Annotated in this window: 20 protein-coding genes; 15 read left to right on the top strand and 5 right to left on the bottom strand. The window is 36.8% G+C overall.

Annotated elements, in window-relative coordinates; all coding sequences use genetic code 11:
- The 10 genes from ilvN (at position 1) to guaA (ending at position 12240) form a co-directional block, all read left to right on the top strand.
- On the top strand, positions 1-591 hold the full coding sequence (gene ilvN, locus B0E34_RS15395) for an acetolactate synthase small subunit (RefSeq protein WP_087710875.1): 591 nt from the start codon (positions 1-3) through the stop codon (positions 589-591).
- 332 nt (positions 592-923) lie between these two features.
- Positions 924-2405, top strand: coding sequence for a ketol-acid reductoisomerase (gene ilvC / locus B0E34_RS15390; RefSeq protein WP_087710874.1), 1482 nt, complete (start codon positions 924-926; stop codon positions 2403-2405).
- A gap of 145 nt (positions 2406-2550) precedes the next feature.
- Positions 2551-3813 carry a threonine ammonia-lyase IlvA gene (gene ilvA / locus B0E34_RS15385; RefSeq protein WP_228423095.1) on the top strand — a complete coding sequence of 421 codons (1263 nt, stop codon included), beginning with the start codon at positions 2551-2553 and terminating at the stop codon, positions 3811-3813.
- 112 nt (positions 3814-3925) lie between these two features.
- The gene (locus tag B0E34_RS15380) at positions 3926-4654 is read left to right on the top strand and encodes a pirin family protein (protein ID WP_087710870.1); all 729 of its coding nucleotides are present in this window, start codon (positions 3926-3928) and stop codon (positions 4652-4654) included.
- 111 nt (positions 4655-4765) lie between these two features.
- The gene (locus B0E34_RS15375; protein WP_087711526.1) at positions 4766-5317 is read left to right on the top strand and encodes an NADPH-dependent FMN reductase; all 552 of its coding nucleotides are present in this window, start codon (positions 4766-4768) and stop codon (positions 5315-5317) included.
- 281 nt (positions 5318-5598) lie between these two features.
- Complete coding sequence (purM, locus tag B0E34_RS15370) at positions 5599-6597, top strand: phosphoribosylformylglycinamidine cyclo-ligase (RefSeq protein ID WP_087710868.1); 999 nt, start codon at positions 5599-5601, stop codon at positions 6595-6597.
- A gap of 47 nt (positions 6598-6644) precedes the next feature.
- Positions 6645-7211: a phosphoribosylglycinamide formyltransferase gene (gene purN / locus B0E34_RS15365; protein WP_076393470.1), complete on the top strand. Its 567-nt coding sequence runs from the start codon at positions 6645-6647 to the stop codon at positions 7209-7211.
- 416 nt (positions 7212-7627) lie between these two features.
- Positions 7628-9145, top strand: a complete 1518-nt coding sequence (gene purH / locus B0E34_RS15360) for a bifunctional phosphoribosylaminoimidazolecarboxamide formyltransferase/IMP cyclohydrolase (RefSeq protein WP_076393472.1) — start codon at positions 7628-7630, stop codon at positions 9143-9145.
- Positions 9146-9262: 117 nt separating this feature from the next.
- Positions 9263-10501, top strand: a complete 1239-nt coding sequence (gene purD, locus B0E34_RS15355) for a phosphoribosylamine--glycine ligase (protein WP_076393473.1) — start codon at positions 9263-9265, stop codon at positions 10499-10501.
- A 209-nt stretch (positions 10502-10710) separates the two neighbouring features.
- Complete coding sequence (gene guaA, locus B0E34_RS15350; RefSeq protein ID WP_087710866.1) at positions 10711-12240, top strand: glutamine-hydrolyzing GMP synthase; 1530 nt, start codon at positions 10711-10713, stop codon at positions 12238-12240.
- Between the two features lie 290 nt (positions 12241-12530).
- Here the strand turns inward: guaA and B0E34_RS15340 are convergent, their stop codons facing one another.
- Positions 12531-12845 (bottom strand): hypothetical protein, encoded by a 315-nt coding sequence (locus tag B0E34_RS15340; RefSeq protein ID WP_123956650.1) that lies wholly within the window; start codon positions 12843-12845, stop codon positions 12531-12533.
- Between the two features lie 48 nt (positions 12846-12893).
- Here B0E34_RS15340 and B0E34_RS15335 point away from each other — a divergent pair, with 48 nt between their 5' ends.
- Entirely contained in the window at positions 12894-14393 is a 1500-nt protein-coding gene (locus tag B0E34_RS15335) for a carbon-nitrogen hydrolase family protein (protein WP_087710863.1), read from the top strand.
- 37 nt (positions 14394-14430) lie between these two features.
- Here the strand turns inward: B0E34_RS15335 and B0E34_RS21375 are convergent, their stop codons facing one another.
- Positions 14431-14580: a bacteriocin-like protein gene (locus B0E34_RS21375; RefSeq protein ID WP_165763002.1), complete on the bottom strand. Its 150-nt coding sequence runs from the start codon at positions 14578-14580 to the stop codon at positions 14431-14433.
- 1101 nt (positions 14581-15681) lie between these two features.
- On the opposite strand from B0E34_RS21375, the gene B0E34_RS15325 reads away from it, so the two are divergent.
- Positions 15682-17328, top strand: a complete 1647-nt coding sequence (locus B0E34_RS15325; RefSeq protein ID WP_087710861.1) for an ABC1 kinase family protein — start codon at positions 15682-15684, stop codon at positions 17326-17328.
- 91 nt (positions 17329-17419) lie between these two features.
- On the opposite strand, the gene B0E34_RS15320 is transcribed toward B0E34_RS15325, so the two are convergent.
- Together B0E34_RS15320 and B0E34_RS15315 are read right to left on the bottom strand one after the other, a co-directional pair.
- Positions 17420-20059, bottom strand: coding sequence for a hypothetical protein (locus B0E34_RS15320; RefSeq protein ID WP_087710860.1), 2640 nt, complete (start codon positions 20057-20059; stop codon positions 17420-17422).
- A 53-nt stretch (positions 20060-20112) separates the two neighbouring features.
- A complete protein-coding gene (locus B0E34_RS15315; RefSeq protein WP_087710859.1) occupies positions 20113-20292 on the bottom strand; it encodes a hypothetical protein in 180 nt (59 codons plus the stop codon).
- A gap of 59 nt (positions 20293-20351) precedes the next feature.
- On the opposite strand from B0E34_RS15315, the gene B0E34_RS15310 reads away from it, so the two are divergent.
- Both B0E34_RS15310 and B0E34_RS15305 read left to right on the top strand, forming a co-directional pair.
- A complete protein-coding gene (locus B0E34_RS15310) occupies positions 20352-21095 on the top strand; it encodes a S24 family peptidase (protein ID WP_087710858.1) in 744 nt (247 codons plus the stop codon).
- 103 nt (positions 21096-21198) lie between these two features.
- Positions 21199-22566: a flavin monoamine oxidase family protein gene (locus B0E34_RS15305; protein ID WP_087711524.1), complete on the top strand. Its 1368-nt coding sequence runs from the start codon at positions 21199-21201 to the stop codon at positions 22564-22566.
- Positions 22567-22585: 19 nt separating this feature from the next.
- Here the strand turns inward: B0E34_RS15305 and B0E34_RS15300 are convergent, their stop codons facing one another.
- Positions 22586-22933 (bottom strand): winged helix-turn-helix transcriptional regulator, encoded by a 348-nt coding sequence (locus B0E34_RS15300; RefSeq protein WP_087710857.1) that lies wholly within the window; start codon positions 22931-22933, stop codon positions 22586-22588.
- A gap of 112 nt (positions 22934-23045) precedes the next feature.
- On the opposite strand from B0E34_RS15300, the gene B0E34_RS15295 reads away from it, so the two are divergent.
- On the top strand, positions 23046-23810 hold the full coding sequence (locus B0E34_RS15295; protein ID WP_087710855.1) for a type 1 glutamine amidotransferase domain-containing protein: 765 nt from the start codon (positions 23046-23048) through the stop codon (positions 23808-23810).
- Positions 23811-23833 lie beyond the last annotated feature (23 nt).

Raw genomic sequence — 23833 nt, 5'->3', positions numbered from 1 at the left:
ATGGAAAAAAAGGAATTTACCATCACATTATACACCGAAAATTCAGTGGGCTTAATCGGCAGAATATCGGGAATCTTCTCACGGAGAAAAATCAATATCGAGAGTCTGAATACCTCACCTTCAGAAGTAGAAGGCATTCACAGATTCACCATCGTTATTCAGGAGAACGAAGAAGTAGTGAAAAAACTTTGCCGGCAATTGGAAAAACAGATCGATGTAATGAAAGCCTATTACAATACAGACGATGAAATTGTATGGCAGGAACAGGCACTTTACAAAGTACCCGCAGATGTGGTTACCGAAAAAGTATATGTAGAGCGGCTGCTTCGTCAGTATGGCGCATCAACCGTAGTCATCCGTCAGGATTATATCGTGTTTGAAACAGCCGGACATCGTGAAGAAATAGACAGATTAACCGAAGAACTTAACAAATACGGTCTCATAGAATTTGTTCGCGGTGCCAGAATCGCCATCATTAAAAACAGTGCGGGAATCCACCAAAAAGTACTTCAGTTTGAAAACCGTGAACCCTCTCCGCATATTGTAGAGAATGAATATCTCGATAAGCGGGATGATGTTTTTACCATGTAATAGATCAGTCAAAAACATTTAAATCCTGAATTGAAATTGAATACAATGTTTTATTGTTTCAAAACATTCTTTCATTGTCCGTTTATTAATCTAAAGCTTCGACAGGCTCAGCTTGACATCGCTAGAAATCAAGCGTTTAGTATTAGAGGTGTCACACTGAGCTTGTCGAAGTGCCTGTTATAAATAATTGATTTTTATATCAGTGCATAGTAATAGGTTGTTTAACGGATATTCAAAAACATTCAAAACAAAACCTAAAATAAAAATATTAATCCTGAAAAGTAGTTACAGTAAACATTTTACTTAATACTTTTTACATTTTACCCAAAAATATGGCAAATTACTTCAATACTCTATCACTAAGAGAAAAATTGCATCAGCTTGGACAGGCAGAATTTATGGACAGTACACAATTTTCCGATGGTGTAGCAGCTTTAAAAGGAAAAAAAATAGTAATCGTAGGATGTGGCGCTCAGGGACTTAATCAGGGGCTTAACTTAAGAGACAGCGGACTAGATGTTTCCTATGCCCTCAGAAAAGAAGCCATCGACGAAAAAAGAGACTCGTGGAAAAATGCCACAGAAAACGGCTTTCACGTAGGAACATATCAGGAACTCATTCCTACAGCAGATCTAGTCATCAATTTAACCCCCGATAAACAGCATACTTCCGTAATCAGCACCGTACAGCCACTCATGAAAGAAGGGGCTACATTGTCCTATTCCCACGGATTCAACATCGTAGAAGAAGGAATGCAGATCCGTAAAGACCTCACCGTAATCATGGTTGCCCCGAAATGCCCCGGTTCCGAAGTCCGTGCAGAATACCTTCGAGGTTTTGGAGTACCCACACTTATTGCCGTACATCCCGAAAATGATCCTCAGGGAAAAGGATGGGCAGAAGCAAAAGCCTATTGTGTGGCAACTGGCGGACATAAAGCAGGAGTGTTAAAATCATCCTTTGTAGCAGAAGTAAAATCAGATTTAATGGGAGAACAGACCATTTTATGCGGGCTTTTACAAACCGGCTCCATTCTTTCCTTTGACAAAATGGTAGAAAAAGGCATTGATGCTGGTTATGCTTCCAAGCTCGTTCAGTACGGCGTTGAGGTGATCACAGAAGCACTGAAACACGGCGGTGTGAGCGGAATGCTGGACCGGCTTTCCAATCCTGCAAAAATTAAAGCATTTGAACTTTCCGAAGAATTGAAACACATCATGCGACCGCTTTTCCAGAAACATCAGGATGATATCATCTCCGGAGAATTTTCCAAAACCATGATGCAGGACTGGGAAAACGGAGATGCCAACCTTTTGAAATGGCGTGCGGAAACAGGCGAAACAGCCTTTGAAAAAACTCCGGCGGGAGACGTAAAAATCTCCGAACAGGAATATTTCGATCATTATCTCCTCATGTCCGCATTCATAAGAGCAGGCGTAGAACTCGCTTTCGAAACCATGGTGGAAGCAGGAATAAAACCGGAATCTGCCTATTACGAATCCCTGCACGAAGCTCCCCTCATTGCCAATACCATCGCCAGAAAAAAACTATTCGAGATGAACCGCGTGATTTCCGACACCGCAGAATATGGCTGCTACCTCTTCGATCAGGCTTGTAAACCCCTTTTGGCAGACTTCATGAAAAAAGTAGATACAGACCTCGCAGGAAAAAACTTCAACGAAGGAAAAGACGCGTCCGTAGACAATGCGCAATTGGTTCACGTTAACGACACCCTCAGAAACCATCCGGTAGAAACGGTCGGCAGAAAACTTCGTCAGGCAATGACGGCAATGAAATCCATAAAAACCGTATAAAAATTTTTTGGGGCAGCTATTTCCGCCCTCCGTTCCCGCTTTTTTCTTTTCTAGAAAAAGAAAAAGAGCTCCACTCAGGTCGGGCTGCGAGACATTTCCGTTTTCAGGAAATAAAGACCATAAAAAACCGGTAAAATAAATGAAGATGAATAAAACACTCACACTTCCCACACTCGAATCCGTCATACAGGCAAGAAAAAGCATCGAAAACATGGTGAATTACACCCCTTTGCAATACAACGCCCGTTTGTCGGAAAAATTTGATGCGCATATTTACCTTAAAAGAGAAGACTTACAGCCGGTGCGATCCTACAAATTAAGAGGCGCTTATCATAAAATAAAAACCCTTTTCAGCGAAGGCAAAACTTCAGAAGGAATAGTTTGTGCAAGTGCAGGGAATCACGCTCAGGGAGTCGCTTTTTCATGTAAGCAGCTCCAGATTAAGGGAACCATTTTCATGCCCGTAACCACACCAAAACAAAAGCTGGAACAGGTAGAAATGTTTGGCGGTCATTTTGTAGACATTAAACTCTTCGGAGACACCTTTGATGCATCCAAAAAAGCCGCTTTGGATTTTGCAGAAACTTCCGGTGCTGCCTTTATTCATCCTTTTGATGACGTTCAGATCATTGAAGGACAGGCAACAGTCGCACTCGAAATTTTAGAACAGAAAAAAGAAGCAACAAACTTTGTTTTTATTCCGATTGGCGGAGGAGGACTCGCTTCGGGAATTTCCACCGTATTTAAAGAACTTTCCGCAGAAACCCAACTCATAGGCGTAGAACCGAAAGGAGCGCCTTCCATGAAAACATCCATAGAAAACAAAATCAATACCGAGCTTACTGAAATTGATAGCTTTGTAGACGGAGCAGCCGTGAAAAAAGTAGGAGATTTAACATTTGAAATTTGCAGGAACACACTCTCAGATTGCATTTCCATAGACGAGGGAAAAATTTGTGAAACCATTCTTCAGCTTTACAATAAAGAGGCTATCGTACTGGAACCTGCCGGAGCATTATCAATCTCTGCATTGGAGCAGTATAAAACGCAGATTAGAGGAAAAAGTGTAGTGTGCATCGTCAGCGGAAGCAATAACGATATTACCAGAATGGAGGAAATTAAAGAACGCGCTTTGCTCTACAACGGTCTTAAGCACTACTTTATGGTAAAATTTCCACAGCGTCCCGGTGCTCTTAAAGATTTTGTCCTCAATGTATTGGGAACAAACGATGATATTACTCATTTTGAATACACCAAGAAAAACTCCAGAGAAACAGCTTTGGCAATCGTCGGAATCGAGCTTTCCGATTCATCAGACTTCGAAGGACTCAGACAGAGAATGCAGAATCTGGATTATTTTGAGTCCTATCTCAACGAAAATCCCGATGTTCTCAATATGCTTGTGTAATATCAAAAACAAACAATAAATCCCCTGAAAAGGCGGATTTTGTCGTTCTTATCTTACATCAACAGTTTAGCCGTTTATCTCCTGTACATTTGTATCATAAAATAAAAACATTATGAAAACAGTATATCATAAAGCAGACACAAGAGGCCACGCCAATCATGGATGGTTAAACTCTTACCACACATTCAGTTTTGCCAATTACCAAAACCCTGAAAGAACACACTTCGGAGTATTAAGAGTATTGAACGACGATACCGTTACGCAGGGAATGGGTTTCGGAACACATCCACACAGAGACATGGAAATTATTTCCATTCCGTTGGAAGGAGATCTGGAGCATAAAGATTCTATGGGAACTACAGCAGTCATTAAAAAAGGAGAAATTCAGGTAATGAGTGCCGGAACCGGAGTAATGCACAGCGAATACAACAAAAATAAAGATCAGGCGGTAAAATTCTTACAGATCTGGGTATTCCCGAGAGAAGTAGGAGTAGAACCAAGATACGATCAGCAAAGCATTAAAGAAGGTGAAAAAATAAACGGCTTCCAGCAGATCTTATCTCCAGACAAAAACGACGACGGCGTTTGGATTCATCAGGATGCATGGTTCAATCTTGCCAATTTTACCAAAGGAAACGGCAAAAACTACACGCTGAACAAAAAAGGAAACGGAGTTTATGCGTTTGTACTGAAAGGAAGCGCAAAAATCGGAGACCGTCTTTTAAATGAAAGAGACGGCTTAGGAATCTGGGATACCCAAAGTTTCAACATTGAAGCCGTAGAAGACGCAGAAATATTATTAATGGAAGTTCCGATGGAATTACCGTCATATCTCAAATAAACCCTTAATTTTGCACAACGAAAATTCCCCTCCTTTGGAGGGGTGGCAAAAATTCAGAATGAATTTTTGACGGGGTGGTTAAAAAAAATAAAATACATTAAAAATAGAACAATGAAAGTTTTAGCAATAGCAGGAAGCAATTCCGATACATCAATCAATAAAATGCTGGTTACTTACGCAGCTTCATTAATTCCGAATGCAGAAGTGGAAATCGTAGACATGAACGCTTTTGAAATGCCGATCTACAAACACCAGCGTGAAGTAGAAAGCGGAGTTCCGCAGGAAGCAAAAGACTTTGCCTCAAAAATCGACGGAGCAGATGTTTTACTGGTTTCTTTGGCAGAACATAACGGAACTTACTCTTCAGCATTCAAAAATGTATTCGACTGGACATCAAGAATTAAAGACAGAGCAGTATGGAATGAGAAACCAATGCTGCTAATGGCAACAGCTCCGGGAGCAAGAGGCGGTTTAGGCGTTTTGGAAGCTTCAGGAAAACGTTTTCCTCTTCACGGCGGAAATATTGTAGATAACTTCACACTGCCTTTCTTTAATGATAATTTTGATAAAGCAGCTCAGAAAATTTCTAACGAAGAGAAAGACAGTGAATTAAAAGAGAAAATTCAGAAAATTTCTGCCTTGGAATCTATTCTTGAAAAATAGATTTGAAAATTAATATAAAATTAATATCTTTGCAAAAAGGAAAAAAGATGAAAATTCAGACCACTTTTAAAGAATGTTTCTCCAAGAAAGGGAATATTGTGGACTCTGAAATTCTGAGATAAAACAACGGCCGATAATCTACCAAGATTGTCGGCTTTTTTGTTTTCTGAATTTGAATAAAAAGTAAAAATAAAATGTACCAATTCAGTAATGCAGAAATTTAACAATTCAAAACATTGTTACATTGCTAAACTGATACATTGTTAGATTATTAAAATACTATGAGCAACACGTACAAATCAGCAGGAGTAGACAAAGAAGAAGGATACAAAACCGTTGACAAGATCAAGAAAGCGGTCGGCGAAACACATAATTCCAATGTGTTGAACCATTTGGGAAGTTTTGGGGCATTCTATGAGATCGGAGGATACAAAAATCCTGTATTGGTTTCCGGAACAGACGGAGTGGGAACAAAGCTTAAAGTAGCTTTAGACTCAAAAAAATACGATTCTATCGGGGTAGACTGCTTCGCAATGTGTGCCAACGATATTCTTTGTCACGGGGCAAAACCATTATTTTTCCTTGATTATCTGGCTTGTGGAAAATTAGACTCCGAAATTGCCGCTGAAATCGTTTTAGGAATGGTAGAAGCCTGCAAAGACAATAACTGTGCATTAATCGGCGGAGAAACCGCAGAAATGCCGGGAATGTATCAGCCGGGAGATTACGATGTTGCAGGATTCTGCGTAGGAATCGTTGAAAAAGATCAGATTATTGATGGTTCAAAAATCAAAGCAGGAGACAAAATCATTGCGTTGCCAAGTTCAGGATTCCATTCCAACGGATTCTCTCTGGTAAGAAAAGTGTTCCCTGATTTCAACGAAGAATTCGAAGGAAAACCTTTGTACGAAACGCTTTTGGTTCCAACAAGACTGTATTACAAAGATATTCATAAAATTCTTGAAGAAGTAGAAGTTTCAGGGATTGCGCATATCACAGGCGGTGGTTTATACGAAAATATTCCGAGAATTATCGGTGACGGACTTTGCGCTTCAATCGACGCTTCAAAAATCCAGATTCCAAGCATTATGTTAGAATTGGAAAAAAGAGGAGGAGTTGCCCGTGAAGAAATGTTCGGAACATTCAACATGGGAGTAGGAATGATCGTTGTAGTGGATGCACAACACGCAGAAAAAGTATTGCATCTTTTAGACGATGCTTACGAAATCGGAGAGATTACAGAAGGAAGCGAAAAAATCAACTTGAAAATTACCAATTAGATAATGTATTCCATTTTCAAATTAACTAATTTTCAAATTGACTCATTATGAAGAATCTTGTCATACTCGTTTCAGGTTCAGGAACCAATCTTCAGAGAATCATCGATACCATTGATAATGGAGAAATCCGCAATGCAAAAGTATCGTTAGTGATTGCCGACAGAGAATGTTACGGACTGGAAAGAGCGAAAAATCATAACATAGAAAATATTCTGATTCCGAGAGGGAAGAACTTCAGTAATGAACTGGCTGAAAAAATTCCTCAAAATACAGACTTAATCGTTTTAGCAGGATTTTTATCCATCCTAAAACCTGAATTCTGTGAAAAATGGAACGGAAAAATAATCAATATTCATCCGGCTTTGCTTCCGAAATTCGGAGGAAAAGGAATGTGGGGACATCATGTTCACAACGCCGTGATCGAAGCAAAAGAAAAAGAAAGCGGAGCAACCGTACACTTTGTAACTTCAGGAATCGATGAAGGAGAAGCCATCCTTCAGAAATCATTCGAAATTACAGAAGACGATACTCCCGAAAGCGTAGCGGAAAAAGTTCACCTAATAGAATATGAAATTTTCCCAATTGCGATAAACAAAGTATTAAATAATAATTAGACATTAATTATTAGCGATACAAAAAATTCCCCTCCTTTGGAGGGGTGGCAAAAATTCAAAGAATTTTTGACGGGGTGGTTAAAAAACTAACAACAATGAAAGGCTTCAACAAGCTCAGCCTGACAACGCAAAATCTAACCACTTAGTTTGTCATTCCGTAGGAATCTAAGCTTAGTTGAGATGCTTTCAACATGACAAACAGAACGGAAAAATAGTTAGTATTAGAGATGTAGCGCTAAGCCAAGAGTTTATCCTGAGCTTATCGAAGGAAATAAATCATCTCTTTAATGAAAAACACATTTAGATTTTATTATTTCGAAAAACAGGAAAAATCTAAGTAAAAATAAAAAGACCGGAGGTGAAAGAACCGGTCTACAGTTTGAAATAGCTGTAAAAAGTAAAAAATCGAAAGTAAAATGAGCAAAAAAAGAGTTTTAATCAGTGTTTCTGACAAAAGCGGATTAACCGAATTCGCGCAGTTTTTGGAAGCCCAAAATTATGAATTGATTTCTACAGGAGGGACGTTCAAACATTTGAAAGACGCTGGTTTAAATCCGATTCAGATTGATGAGGTTACCAATTTCCCGGAAATGTTGGATGGAAGAGTGAAAACATTACACCCGAAAGTTCACGGTGGTTTGTTGGCGGTTCGTTCCAACGAAGAACACATGAATACCGTTCAGGAACACGGAATTGGACTGATTGACATGGTAATTGTGAATCTTTATCCTTTCTTCGAAAATGTAAACAAAAACATTTCTCTTCACGAAAAGGTAGAATTCATCGACATCGGAGGACCTTCAATGCTTCGTTCTGCAGCGAAAAACTTCGATTCGGTTACGGTAATCACGGATGTTGAAGATTATGCAACCGTAAAAATCGAAATGGAACAAAACGGTGACACATACATCGAAACACGTAAAAAACTCGCAGGAAAAGTATTCAACCTTACTTCGGCTTATGATGCAGCGATTTCAAGAATGCTTTTAGAAGAAGAATATCCAACCTATCTTAATGCTTCTTACAAAAAAGTTTCTGACTTAAGGTACGGTGAAAACCCGCATCAGACAGCAGCTTACTACGTTTCTACTTTCGAAAACGGAGCAATGAAAGATTTCGAACAGTTGGGAGGTAAAGAATTGTCTTTCAACAACCTTCGGGATATGGATCTTTGCTGGAAAGTAGTGACCGAGTTCAAAGAAGAAATGGCTTGTTGTGCAGTAAAACACTCTACACCTTGCGGAGTGGCGATCGGAACTTCAGCTCTGGAAACCTATCAGAAAACTTTCGAATGCGATCCGGTTTCCATCTTTGGCGGAATTGTTGCTATGAACTACAAAATCGATGCGGCAACCGCAGAAGAATTAAACAAAACCTTCCTTGAAATTGTAATGGCTCCTGAATTTGATGAAGAAGCACTTGAAATTTTAAGAAAGAAAAAGAACTTAAGAATTATAAAAATTGTCAATCCGGTTTCAGACAAACAGACCTGGGTGAAAATCGACGGAGGAATCCTTGTTCAGGACAACGACAGCATCTTTTCAGATGACATCAAAGTTGTCACAGAAACACAGCCTACGGAAGAGCAGAAAAAAGCATTATTGTTCTCTCAGAGAGTGGTAAAATATGTAAAATCCAATGCGATTGTCGTTTCCAACGGAATTCAGGCTTTCGGAATCGGAGGAGGACAGGTAAACAGAATCTGGGCAACTCAACAGGCGATCGAAAGAGCCAAAGAAAAATTCTCCGGCGACTTAGTATTGGCTTCAGATGCATTTTTCCCGTTCCGTGACGTAGTAGATTTCTGCGCTCAGGAAGGAATTACAGCAATCATCCAGCCGGGAGGAAGTGTAAAAGATCAGGACAGCATAGATGCCGCCAACGAACACAAAATCCCGATGATGTTTACCGGAATCAGACATTTTTTACATTAATAGTAAAGCAATTCGCCATTGGCTATTAGCGATTGGCTAAAATTATATTTTGAGATTGTATTTATAGCATCCAAAATTATATATTTGTAAATTATAGACTAGTTAATTAAATAAAGTATGAGAATATTAATCATAGGTGAAGGTGGAAGAGAATCTGCTTTGGCAGCAAAACTTCAGAATGACCCAAGAATTTCTAAAATGTTTTTTGCCAACGGAAACGCTACCACTGATGTTATTGGAAAAAATGTTCATTTATCAGAGATTAAAGAACTTAGAGATTTTGCCATCAAAGAAAAGGTAGACTTAACGATCGTTGGTCCCGAAGCTCCGCTTGTAGCAGGTTTGAAGGACGAATTCAAAAAACACGACCTTAAAGTTTTTGGTCCGAATCAGAAAGTTGCAAGTTTGGAAGGAAGTAAGGCTTTCTCTAAGAAATTCATGCAGACCTATGATATCAAAACGGCAAAAGCAGTAGTATTCGATTCCTATAATGAAGCTAAAGAATATGTGCAGACGCAGAAGTTTCCATTGGTTGTTAAAGCAAGTGGTTTAGCAGGCGGAAAAGGCGTGGTAATCTGCGATACATTGGAAGAAGCTGAAGCAACGATTCATGATTTTATGATCAGAAGAATCTACGGAGATGCAGGAATCCGTTTGGTAATCGAAGAATATTTAGAAGGATTTGAAGCCTCTATCATTGCATTCTCAAACGGGGAAAAATTATTCCCTTGTATAGCTGCAAAAGATTATAAAAAAGCCGGAAATGGCGATACAGGACCCAATACTGGAGGTATGGGAACCGTAGCTCCAAGTCCCGAATTTACTCAGGAACACTACGCAGATTTCGAAAAAAATATCTTAGAACCTACCATTAAAGGTCTTAAAGGAGAAGGGTTCAGCTTCAAAGGAATCATTTTCTTCGGATTAATGGTAACGAAAAACGGAACCTATCTTTTAGAATACAACATGAGATTCGGAGATCCTGAAACGCAGGTTTTAATGGCTTTAATGGAAAACAATCTTCTGGATGTTATTCAGGATTGTATGGACGGAAAAGACATCGAGCTTAAATTTAAAGACGAAAAAGCAGTTTGTCTTGTCATGTGTTCAGGAGGTTACCCAAGAAACATCGAAACAGGTTTCGAAATCGTGGGCGAAGATAAACTGAAATACAGCAAACTTTTATACGCAGGAGCCATCAGAAAAGGAGATAAAGTAGTTTCTAACGGTGGAAGAGTACTGAACATCGTGGCTACAGGAGCAACGTATGAAGATGCCCGCAAAAAAGTGTACGAAGATGCAAGTCATGTACATTTCGATTACGGCTTCTATAGAGAAGACATCGGAAAGTTTTAAAATAATGCCCTGATTTTTCGGGGCTTTTTTTGTTAGAAGCTATTTCCCGCTTTCCGCTGTATCTTTTTTGTCATTGCGAACAAAGTGAAGCAATATTTGGAACTTCTCAGCAATCGCAATAACAAAAAAGGATACCGCTGCAATCGGGGCTATAATTTCAGACAATTTTATAAAATCATTTATCAATCATTATTCATCAATTATAAAAAATGAACAACGGTATTATCATATTAGATTTCGGATCACAGTACAACCAGCTTATCGGGAGAAGAATCCGTGAGATGGGAGTATATTCTGAAATTCTACCATTCAATACACCTTTAGAAACCATTTTAAAAAAACAGCCGAAAGGAATTATCCTTTCCGGTGGACCAAGTTCTGTAAATGCAGAAAATGCCCATTTGGTTGAAAAAGAATTATACGAGCAGGGAATTCCGGTTCTGGGAATTTGCTACGGAATGCAGTTAACAGCACACCTTTTAGGCGGAAAAGTGCACAAAGGCGTAAAAGGTGAGTACGGAAAAGCACACCTTGAAATCGTAAAAGAATCGTCTTTATTAAAAGGCGTTACCAACAATTCTATAGTTTGGATGAGCCATTTCGACGAAGTGGGAGAACTGCCTGAAGGATTTGAACTGAATGCAAAATCCGGCGTAATCGCTTCCATCTCTAATGAAGATAAAAAAATCTACTGTGTACAGTTTCACCCAGAAGTTTCCCACACCGAAGAAGGAGGAAAAATGCTGGAAAATTTCGTTTTCGGAATCTGTAATGCAGAGAAAAACTGGAAACTGACCAATTACATCGAAAAAACCGTTGCGGAAATCCGTGAAAAAGTGGGAGATCAGAAAGTAATTCTCGGACTTTCTGGAGGAGTAGATTCTTCTGTAGCGGCAGTGTTAATTCACCGTGCAATTGGCGACCAGTTGACGTGTATCTTCGTAGACACAGGTTTACTGAGAAAAGACGAAGGCAAAAAAGTAATGGACAATTATGGAGAGCATTTCCATATGAACATTAAATTAGTGGATGCTTCCGAAAGATTTTTATCGAAATTAGCCGGAGTAGATGATCCTGAAGCGAAAAGAAAAATTATCGGAAACGAATTTATTCACGTTTTTGATGAAGAATCTCATAAAATTGAAGGTGCTAAATTCTTAGCACAGGGAACAATTTATCCGGATGTAATTGAAAGTCAGTCGGTAAACGGTCCTTCTGCGGTAATTAAATCGCACCATAACGTTGGCGGACTTCCTGAAGATATGGAATTCGAATTGCTTGAGCCTTTGAGAGAATTATTCAAGGATGAAGTAAGAAAAGTGGGCGAAGAATTGGGAATTCCTCATCATCTGGTTCACAGACATCCTTTCCCGGGTCCTGGATTGGGAATCAGGGTTTTAGGAGCAGTTGATGCAGAAAAAGTTAGAATTCTACAGGAAGCAGATGATATTTTCATTGAAGAATTATACAAAAATGATCTGTATGAAAAAGTTTCTCAGGCTTTCGTGGTGCTACTTCCGGTAAAATCTGTAGGCGTAATGGGTGATGAAAGAACATACGAATACACAGCAGTAGTTCGTTCCGCAAACACGATCGACTTCATGACCGCAACATGGAGCAGACTTCCTTACGAGTTTTTAGATACCGTTTCAAGCAGAATCATCAACGAAGTAAGAGGAATCAACAGAGTAGCTTATGATATTTCAAGCAAACCGCCTGCAACCATCGAGTGGGAATAATTTTGACTTGAATTTCAGATATAAATCCTGCCTTTTGGCGGGATTTTTTGTCTACCAATCCTGTCTCAGGAAAATTAATATGCTTAAAAGATAAATCAGGATAAGAAAAACAATTCCATTTAAGATATAAAGTAGAACTTTCCGATGATGCTGATGAATAATGTAAAAGTTAATAATTAGAATTAGTAAAATAACGGGAATAAATTCAAGGAAAAACTCAAGTTGAATACATATTGATAAAATTAGATAGATCCATGATATCAATAAAATAATTACAGAAATAGTTTTCATTAGTTTAATTTTTCAAATATAAAATCAGAAAAAATTTTAGAATAATCTTCACTGAAAAAGAACATTCTGCTTATTCCATCATATCTAGCTATTACAAACTTGATGTACTTGTAAGATTGTTTTTGTATTAAATAAAAGTCATTTAAAATCTGCTTTGTATTTTTTTTGGTATTTTCGTTTTTCGCAATATGATTTCTAAGTTCGTATAAACTAATCAGCTCATTTATAGGCAATAGATGATCGGTAAATGAAATATCAAAATTTTTCATCTTTGAATCATACTTTTGGATTTTGCTATAAATTAATTCCTTCATTTTTTTAATACTAACTTTTTTCACTAAATTTAAGTAAAATTACATCAAATGCAAATAGAAACACGACCACTGACGGTACAGGATTACGATGAATTAGTAATAACAATGAAACGTGCATATCCGCAAATGTCTGAGTCCATCTGGTCTAAAAAAAGTATAGAAAAACTCACAAGAATATTTCCAAAAGGACAGATCTGCATTACAGTGGATGGTAAATTAGCTGCGGTGGCGCTTTCCATTGTTGTAAATTATAATGAATTTGGTGATGATCATACATACAGTGATATCACAGGAAATTATACCTTCAATACCCATTCCGAGACAGGCGATGTTTTGTACGGAATTGAAGTCTTTGTAGATCCTGAATACCGCGAACTTCGTTTAGGCAGAAGATTGTACGATGCAAGAAAAGAACTTTGTGAACTTCTGAATCTGAAATCAATCGTTTTAGGTGGAAGAATTCCCAATTACCATAAACACAGTGATCTGTCACCAAGAGAATACATCAGAAGAGTAAGAGATAAAGAAATTTATGATCCGGTTCTGTCTTTTCAGTTGTCCAATAACTTTTTACCCATCAGAGTTTTAAAAAAATATCTTCCGGAAGACGAATCGTCCAAAGAAAACGCAGTTTTACTCCAATGGAACAATATTTATTACAGCAAAAAACCAAACACCATGCAGGACAGCATTATTCGTTTGGGATTGGTTCAATGGCAGATGAGACATTTTAAAGATGTGAATGCTTTTTATGAACAGGTTGAGTTCTTTGTTAACGTAATGGGCGATTATAAGTCGGATTTTGTATTATTTCCTGAACTATTCAATACCCCTTTGTTGGCTCCATTCAACAAACTTTCTGAAAGAGACAGTATGATTGAGCTGGCGAAATTAACCGAAGAGATCAAGATGAAAATCTCAGATTTGGCGATCAGTTATAATGTCAATATCATTTCCGGAAGTATGCCGGTTTTCGAAAATAATGATTTGTATAATGTAAGTTATCTTATTCATAGAGACGGTAGAGTGGATGAATACAGGAAAATTCATATCACACCCAACGAGAAAAAATATTACGGAATGAAAGGCGGAAACGAAATCCGTGTTTTCGATACCGACTGCGGAAAAATTGGTCTGGTAATTTGCTACGATGTTGAATTTCCGGAGCTTCCGAGAATTTTAGCCGATCAGGGAATGAAAATTCTTTTTGTACCTTATCTTACAGACACCCAAAATGCGTATATGAGAGTTCGTCATTGCGCGGCAGCGAGAGCAATTGAGAACGAATGTTACGTAGCGATTGCAGGTTGCGTAGGAAACCTTCCCGGAGTCAATAATATGGATATTCAGTTTGGTCAGGCTGCGGTTTTTACCCCTTCGGATTTTGCGTTTCCATCCAATGCGGTGAAAGGAGAAGCCACCCCGAATACAGAAATGACTTTAATTGTAGACGTCGACCTCAATTTATTGAAAGATCTTCACCATCACGGTTCCGTTCAGGTCATGAAAGATCGGAGAAAAGATTTATACGAAACCTATCTTAAATAAAAAAACGGGATGCTTTTACAGCATCCCGTTTTAAATTTTAGTTCGGACATAAAACAGCCAGACAGATCAATCCGGGACATCTTGGTCTTCCGTCATCTGGACAGCATTTGTTTGAGCAGTTTCTGACTAATTCGCCACCTGCGATACTTTTCATTTGTTCTCTTGAAACTTTTTTTAAATTTTTCATTTTAATAATTTTTAGAGTTGGTTTTAAATATTTTGTCATGGTAAAGTTAAAGAAAAAAATGTAATAAATTCATTTAGAGCTTTTTCCCGCTATCCACTGTATCTTTTTTGTTACGGCTTCCGCTTCACTCCAGCCGCAACAAAAAAGGATGTCGTTACTATCGGGGCTATGGTTGAAAGTTGCTTCATTAACATTAGGAAATAACCACAGAGTTTGTTAATTCTTAGAAATCTGTGCGCAAATCTTTCAGTTTTATAATTCTAATACTAAGTTCAGGTTCATACAGAAAAACAAACTATATTGAAAAGATTGAACAGCTTTATTATCATTTGCTGAATGAAATCGAAGATTCGAAGTCGTCAAACGCCATTGCGAACGAAAAATATTTTCAATGTTTTTAAATAAAATCTTCGCGATCTTTGTTTTAGGAAATAGATTCTTCAATCTGCTACGTTTCTTTCTAACATATTCAAAATTTGCGATAAGAAAAAACTTGCATTACACTGCTATCATTTGCTGAGTCAAACGCCGTTGCGAACGAAAAATATTTTCAATCCTTTTAAATAAAATCTTCGCGATCTCTGTATTTAAAATAGATTCTTCAATCTGCTACGCTTTTTTCAGGATGACAAATCGTATTTAATGAAATTTAATTCAAAAATTTGGAATACGAAAAACTTGCATAACACTGCTATCATTTGCTGAGTAGAACGCCATTGCGAACGAAAAATATTTTCAATCCTTTTAAATAAAATCTTCGCGATCTTTGTTTTAGGCAATAGATTCTTCAATCCGCTGCGCTTCTTTCAGGATGACAAATCGTATTTAATGAAATTTAATTCAAAAATTTGCAATAAGAAAAACTAGCATTACACTGCTATCATTTGCTGAGTAAAACGCCATTGCGAACAAAAAATATTTTCAATCATTTTTAATAAAATCTTCGAGATCTTTGCGTTTAATATAGATTCTTTAACCTTCTGCACTTCGATTAGAATGACAAATTGAAAGGCAAATTATAAAAAAAGCAATTTAAAATAGAAAATTAATTATTATCAATAGGAACAATTTTTGAACTAAATTGCAACTACATTTCAGACTATGTTCGATAAACAGCAAAGAAAATTAAAAAGATCTGCCCGGTTAATTTCCGTGTTAAGCAAATACGGCTTCAAAGATCTGTTGGCAAGAATGAACGGCGGAAATAAAGATGAAATTCCCGCCAATTCCGATGAAGTTGTATCAAAAGGAACTGTTTACGAGAGAATCCGGCTCGTTTTGGAAGAACTAGGACCAACTTTTGTGAAGCTCGGACAGTCTTTCAGCAACAGGGAAGATCTTCTTCCGCCGGAACTTCTTCAGGAACTACAGAAGCTTCAGGACAAAGTGGAAACGGTTGAAATGAATGTGGAAGAAATACTGGAAAACGAATTCAGTATTTCGGTGAAAGATCATTTTGCGGATATTCAGAAACAGCCTTTGGCGACAGCATCGATTGCGCAGGTTTATAAAGCAATATTAACAGATGGAACAGAGGTTATTCTGAAAATTAGAAAATCAGATGTTCAGTCTGTGATTGAAGACGATCTGCTGCTTATCAAAGATCTGGAAAAACTGGTCTCTTCCTATTCCGAAATAGGAGAGAAGCTCAATCTGAAACAGGCGATTTCCACCTTTGAAAAATCTTTACTGGAAGAAGTTTCGCTGATTAATGAAAAGGAAAATATCCTGCAGTTCATAAGAAATTTTAAAAACAGCAAAGAAACCTATGTTCCGAAAGTATACGAAGAATTTTCCAACAACAATGTACTCTGTATGGAGTTTATTGATGGAATTAAAGTAACGGATACAGCAACTCTTTTACAATACAATATTGATCCCGTGAACATTTCCGAAACGGGTCTCAGACTTTTTGTTTCCCAGATTTTAGACTATGGTTTTTTCCATGCAGATCCACACGCAGGAAATATTTTGGTGAAAAAAGACGGAAAAGTGGTTTTTATTGATTTCGGTGCAGTCGGAAAAATTCCTCCGAATGATAAAGAAGTCCTTGAAAATCTTATTGTAAGTTTTGTTGCCAAAAATCCGCATAAAATTGTCCGCTACCTGAAAAAAATGGCGATCAGTTATGAGATTCCGGATGAAAGAAGATTTGAAAATGATGTGGAAGATATTCTGAATTTCGTTCACAGCACCTCTCTGAAAGAAATTAATGCACAGGTCATCATCAATAAAATGAAAGATGTGCTGAAAGATAACCGTCTTCAGATGCCGGATTATTTTTATCTTTTATTCAAAGGAATCAGTCTTATTGAAGGAGTGGGAAGAACGATAAATCCTGATCTGGATGTGGTAAAAAGCCTTCATCCTTACACCAAAAAAATATTTACTAAAAAAATAAGTCCGAAAAATATTGTAAAAACAGGAATGGACAGAATGCTCATGTTTACAGATAATGTAGACGAAATTCCCAAAGAGCTGCGTTCCGTTTTACAGAAATTAGACGAAAATAAATTCACCGTTTCCAGCGAAATCAAAAATATAGAAAAGACGAATCAACTGATAAAATCGAGTATTATCAATCTTATTCTGGCAATGGTTTTAGGCGCAAATATCATCGCAACGGCTATTGTATTTTCTTCAGAATCGGGACCCAGAATAGGAGAATTGTCTTTGGTGGCAGTTTTAGGATTTATCTTTTCAATATTTCTGGTAATTGTTATTTTACTGAGGGTTACAAGGAAGTAAAACTTTCAATTCTAAAATAAAAACCCTGCAAGTTCAGGATTTTAGCATGGACTTGCAGGATAATATGATTTTAATAATTTAAATTTTGAAATTAGTTATAGACTCTGAATTCAAATGATCCGGCTTCTCCGTAAACATCGTAGTTTGATCCGTAAGAATCTACAATATCTACGTAAATAGTATCATTATCTATTCTACCGCTTAAGCAAAATCTCTGATCTTTTCCTACTGTTTTTTGGTTTATTACACTTACCGACCAAATTTTTCCGGAAGGAAAGGCTCCGTTTAAAGTACCGATAAATTCTCCTGTGCCTTTCTTGCTCCACACAATATCTCCAACGGTATTTTCAAACACGGTGAATTTTGGCTGTGCTGTAGATTCATCAAATACCAAAGATCCTGAATAAATTTTGTATGGTTTAACCTCTTGTAAATGCTTTCTCTGAACAAAATCTGTATCACTATTGGCCGGAAATACATTAATTCCTGAAATACCTGTTCTACGGTCTATTTTAGCAATATTTGAAAGATGTACAGAGTTGATGTTTGAATTACCAATGGTTGCGGTATTGTTCCCGTTTCCTGTTGTTGCGGCTCCAATTACGATTTCATTAGTAGATGTATTCTTATCTTTAAAGCCACTTCTGTTACCTATAACAACACTTTGAAAAACATTTTTGGAATTTCCGGTTGCCTCACCTATAAAAATACTTTTTTGTGCTTCTTCTACGTTTATCCCTGCCCCGGTTCCAATAGCGATCAATTCGTTCCATATATTAATATCATAGAAATTTCCTTTGAAACTTTGTAGTGCATAACAGCCTAGTATAACTGATGATCTTAAATTTAAAGAATTTTGAGCGATATCCTGACCAACGGCTACTATTCTGTCAACAATATTACTTGCATTTTTGAAGTTGTTGTGTCCGAGTATGGTGTTGATTCTTGATTTTCTTATATTTTGAAGATTATTATTACCAAAAACAAATGTTGTTGCAATAGAGTTTGCTTTTGATAAGGAATTGGTCCCAAAAACAGCATTATCAATACCTACTGCATATTTGGACGCAGAATTTTTACCGAAAGCGATATGATTGTCATTGCTGTTTGCTGTTCTCAGCTCAAATGTTACTCCATTGTTAAAATCTCTGACTTCATAAATGGACAATTGATTTTCATTATTTTTAATATGTTGTAAGGAAACATTTATCTCTCCGGTAATACTTGTTCCTTCTAAAGAAATATCGAAAAAATTATTGATATTATCCGTTATTTCAGTTAAATGGTTGTTTACTACCCATGAGTCATCATTTCCGCTGTCAAATATAAAACCAGTTTTGTATCCCCATGTCCCGGTATTACCAATATTTGAGTTGATGCTAAACAGGTAAGATTCTCCTGGAGTTAAACCTTCAAAAAGTCTGTAATTTCCGGCGGGAGAATTTTTAAGGATTAACTTTTTTGTTTTTACATCATATGATGCATTGGAATTTGGCGGTGAAGAAACTAAAGAAAGATTTACATTCTCAGCAGGAACTTTATTCAATTCGTCTTGAATATGATTAATAGATTTTCCCTGAATTCCAAAATATTTTTCTTTAAAATTCCCTTCTACTAAAGGTCTGTAATTGAAGTCTGGGCTTCCGTTTCCGTAATGCTCGTGAGAACCGATTAACAGGTTATGACTTGCAGGATGTCTTTTCGGGTCTTTATAAAATCCAAAACCTAACATGACATCATTATCTAAATAGGAATCATGCGTTTCGCCGGGATATTTTCCACTTGCATCGTAAATATTTCCTCCCATCACCAGGGAATTAAATATATAACGGTAATTTCTTACATTATATCCTGTAATTACAGAACTATGTATATCGCCTGCCCAGATTAGATTTCCGATAGTGACGTTATTAGTCATCATTTGTCTTAAATTAAAACCATTGGAGGCTATTGCAGTTCTGTTTTGGTTGCCATAAATTCCTTTAGCATTGGCAATATTGTTACCAAAGGCTGTTATTGAATCGCCAATCGGAATATCATTCAATTCATACAAACCAGTACCGAATAAACTGTAGTTTGTTCCATCAACAAAACCTTTCCCTAGTTTTGAACCGTAGGCAATTAACGAATCATGTGCAGGGTGTTCAGGTCTGTACTCTGTATTTCCTTTAAAATCAGAGAGAATATCAGTTCCCTGTAAAATGTATCTTGAAGAATATAATTTTTCGCTCTCATCTTTCCCAATATAATTCGGTAAGACATTCCATCCTGCAATAAAAGCATCATACATTGTTTTGTTTTCATGATCTTTGTTGTTTGTAATAACCCTTCTGCCAGAGTTTGTTGTATACTGCAAATAATGATCGTTGATGTATTGTTTTGAATAGACATTTCCTGTTAATCCACTTTCAGAATTGTCTATCGTGGCAATATTTGAAGGTAACTGATTAACATTTAATTTATTTTTCCAATTTTGGACGTTCTCACTGCTTAAATTGGAAGCGTCTAATTTGGCTAAACTGTTTTCATGAGCATTAGAAGAATTAAGGTGACTATTGAAGGCTTCTAAACTTGCTGTTTGATGAAAAAGTGCAGAAAGTCCTTCAATTGATGAAAGCGGAATAGATTCGCTTTTGTGAAAAAAAGAAGACCAGGATGCTGCAAATTCCTCTTCCGTAGGTGTTTTTCCTGTCTGAAACCAATATAGAATTGTATTTAAAGGTGTTGCCATTTTTTTTAATATTTTGTTAGTATTTGGTTGATAGATTTTAATTTGTGATAATATTAGTAAGTGATTTTAAATTTCGGGAACATGTAATCGTCCTTTCGGATCTCAGGATAATAATTTTGTTCATCAGATAAATCGATCTTATAATTTGATTTCGAATAGAAATCTTTTGCTGTTTTTTGACAATTGGCGAGAATTTTAGCAATTTCTTGTAACTTAGTTATTAATATTTCCATACTTTTGGTTGATTTAAAAAAGCAAATATAAACGATTTATTTCGTATAAAAAAATAAATATGCATCAAATTTCGCCTATAAAAAATAAAATTTTACAATACATTGAATATAAGGGTATTAGCAAATATAAATTTTATCAGGAAAGTGGTATTACAAGAGGGGTTTTGGATAAAGAAAGCGGAATAAGCGAAGATAATATAGCGAAATTTATCGCTTATGCGCCGGAAGTTGATCTGTCATGGCTTTTTTTAGATCAGGGAAAAATGCTTAAAAATAAAGAAATCGAAAAAACGTTTGAAATTGCTGATTTTAAAAATGGTAAAAAGCTTCAGCCTGAAATGGGAGACATTTCCGGAGATAAGCAATATGAAAAAGTTTTTAGTAAGCTGAAATATGATGATGAAATAAAGATTGTTGAAAACGGAATTCCTTTTTACAGCTTGCCGGTAAGCGCAGGAAAGCTTAATGAACTGCTAGAATTAACAGAAACACCTACCGGATATATCAATTTGCCCGGAGTTCACTGTGATGCCTTTTTTCCCATTGTTGGTGCATCATTTGAACCTTATATTAAAGCGGGAGATATAATAGGAATTAATTTTATAGATAAATGGGAAAATCTCGATCCGGATTGTATTTATCTAATTATCACTTATGATCAGAGAATGATCAAAAGATTAATGCATCATCCTGATGACAGTACATTGCTGATATGTATTTCTCCAAACTATAAAGAATTTACTATTGATAAATTTACTATCCGATATATTCATAAAGTAACATTTTGCGGACGTCCAATCTGATTATCATAAACCGTTGGACTTAATATTTTTTGTTTTAAAAGTTTTTATTGCATTTATAGACAAATTGAAAAATAAATTATATTTGTTCTTCAAAAAAATACAAATGCAACGCAGAAAATTTATTAAGAATACTTTAGCAGGTTTTCCCCTGATATTTTTAGCGCCTTCTTTACTGGCTAACTCATGCGCTTCTTCTGAGGATGAAGCTGATGATCCTAACGGAAAATCTGTCATCGTTATTGGAGCGGGGATTTCTGGTCTTGCTGCAGCCAAAAAATTGAAAGAAAAAGGCTTTGAGGTGACGGTTTTGGAAGCACAGGAAAAAGTGGGAGGCAGACTGAGAACCAACCGAAGTCTGGGTATTGCTTTTGATGAGGGAGCAAGCTGGATTCACGGAATCAATGGCAATCCGATAACAACTCTGGCTCAACAGGCAGGAATGCAGACTTTTGAAACGCTTGATGACAGCAGAAAATCCTATGATATTGGGGGAATTCTGCGTAGCGATACTGTATTTGACAATACAGAAACCGAATATTACAATATTCTTGCTGCTTTAAAAAATAACGGTAACTCTTCGCAAAGCTTTCAGACCGTTTTCCAAAATTTATATCCGGCTAAATTTAATGACAGATTATGGAAATTTTTCCTGTCTACCTATTTCACGTTCGACAGGGGCGATCTGGATAAAGTTTCATCATTGCTGTATGATGAAGGAGAAGAATTCGGAGGGGCAGAAAAAATAGCAACTAATGGTTATGATACGATTGCCAATTTCTTAGCTTCCGGACTTAATGTTAAATTTAACGAAAGAGTCACCAAAATAGATTACAGCAATACCAAAATAAAAATAACACACAACGGAATCATTTCGGAGGCAGATTATGTGATTGTAAGTGTTCCGCTGGGTGTTTTAAAAGCCAATAAAATTGAATTTCTTCCTTCACTTCCTGCTGCAAAGCAAAACGCTATCCAAAAAGTGGGAATGAATTGTGTAAATAAATTTCTTTTAATATGGAACACCGCTTTTTGGGATGATGTACAGTATATTTCCTACACACCGGAAACAAGGGATAAATTCAATTATTTTGTGAATGTAAAAAAGTTCCATCCGAATGTAAATGCGTTAATGACTTTTGCATACGCAGATTATGCAAGACAGACGGAAACAATGTCTGATTCTCAGGTTATCTCAGAAATTATGACTCATCTGAAAGATATTTACGGAAACAGCATTCCGAATCCGTTAAATTTGCTTTGTACCAAATGGCAGAACAATGAAAATTCTTTCGGTTCCTATTCCTATACGGCAGTCGGTACAGAAATGTCTCATTTCGATGATTTGGCAGAAGAGGTAAACGACAGACTTTTCTTTGCCGGAGAACACACGGAAGCAGATTATTTTTCAACCGCTCACGGTGCTTACTTAAGCGGAATTCGGGAAGCTGATAAAATTATAGCGCTGCTTTAAATGAAGTAATGGACTTAAATTATTTCTCTCCAATCCCAAAATCTTTCATCAGCTCAAATCCGTAATTTCTTAAAGTTGAAATAATTTCGACAGCTTTTTTACCGCGTTCTGTAATGTTGTATTCAGTTCTTGGAGGAACTTCCGGAAATATTTCCTTGGAAATAAAGCCGTCTTCCAGCAGTTCTTTTAAACTTTTAGAAAGCATCCTGTCTGAAATGTGGGGAATACTGTTAGCCAATTCCGAGTAACGCCATGCTTTATCTTTCAGACGCCAGAGAATAGGCATTTTATAGGTTCCGCCTATTTTGCTCATGGCAAATTCAACAGGATTGTGAAAAAGGTGCTTATCCGAAACAAAATCAGGCATACTTACATTTTTGTTAGTTTCTTACAAAGATAGCCATTATTGATTTTCATTTCTACTCAGATTTATCTTTGTTTTATCAAAATTAGAAATTTTAAAATCAAAAAAACAAAAAATGGAAAAAGTAAAAGAAGTAAATAGCTATGTTCATTTTCACGGAGCTCCCGTAAAAGGTAAAATTCTGATGGTGGCAAGCTCGCCAAGTGTGAGTAAACAAACCAATTGGGCAATCGGTTTCTGGGCAGCAGAATTAACGCATCCTTTAAGAGTTTTTCAGGAAGCAGGTTACGAGGTGGAACTGGTTTCAACAGAAGGCGGAAAACTGGAAATGGACGGATATTCCAATCCTTTGGACGAAAGTGGTTATTCTGCGCATGATGTTATTTCACTGGGTTATCTTCAACAGGATTCTTTCAAAAATATGCTTGAAAATACAAAAAAACTAACCGAAGTTGATGCAAAAAACTATGATGCTGTTTTTCTGGTTGGCGGACAGGGACCAATGTATACTTTCAGAGGAAATAAAGATCTGGAACAATTATTTGTGAGTTTTTACGAAAGCGGAAAGCCAAGCGCAGCGGTTTGCCATTCAACCACTTTATTACTGGAAGCTAAAAAATCAAACGGTGAATTGCTTGTAAAAGGAAAAACCTGGACAGGTTTTGCAGATGCTGAAGAAGAGTTTGCAGATCAGGCAGTCGGAATGAAAATTCAGCCGTACAGAATTGAAGAAGAAGCTAAAAAATTACAGGAAACAACATTTAAAGTAGCAGCTCCATTTAGTTCCTATGCTATTCAGGATGGTAATTTAATTACAGGACAGCAGCAAAATTCAGGGGCAGCAGTTGCAGAACTGGTTGTAGAACTATTAAATAGATAATGAGGTAAATTTCACGTTAAACT

Source organism: Chryseobacterium mucoviscidosis, from assembly GCF_002177115.1.
Classification (GTDB): Bacteria; Bacteroidota; Bacteroidia; order Flavobacteriales; family Weeksellaceae; genus Chryseobacterium; species Chryseobacterium mucoviscidosis.
Note: the sequence above shows the minus strand (reverse complement) of the source record. Positions and strands in the feature narration are given on the sequence as shown.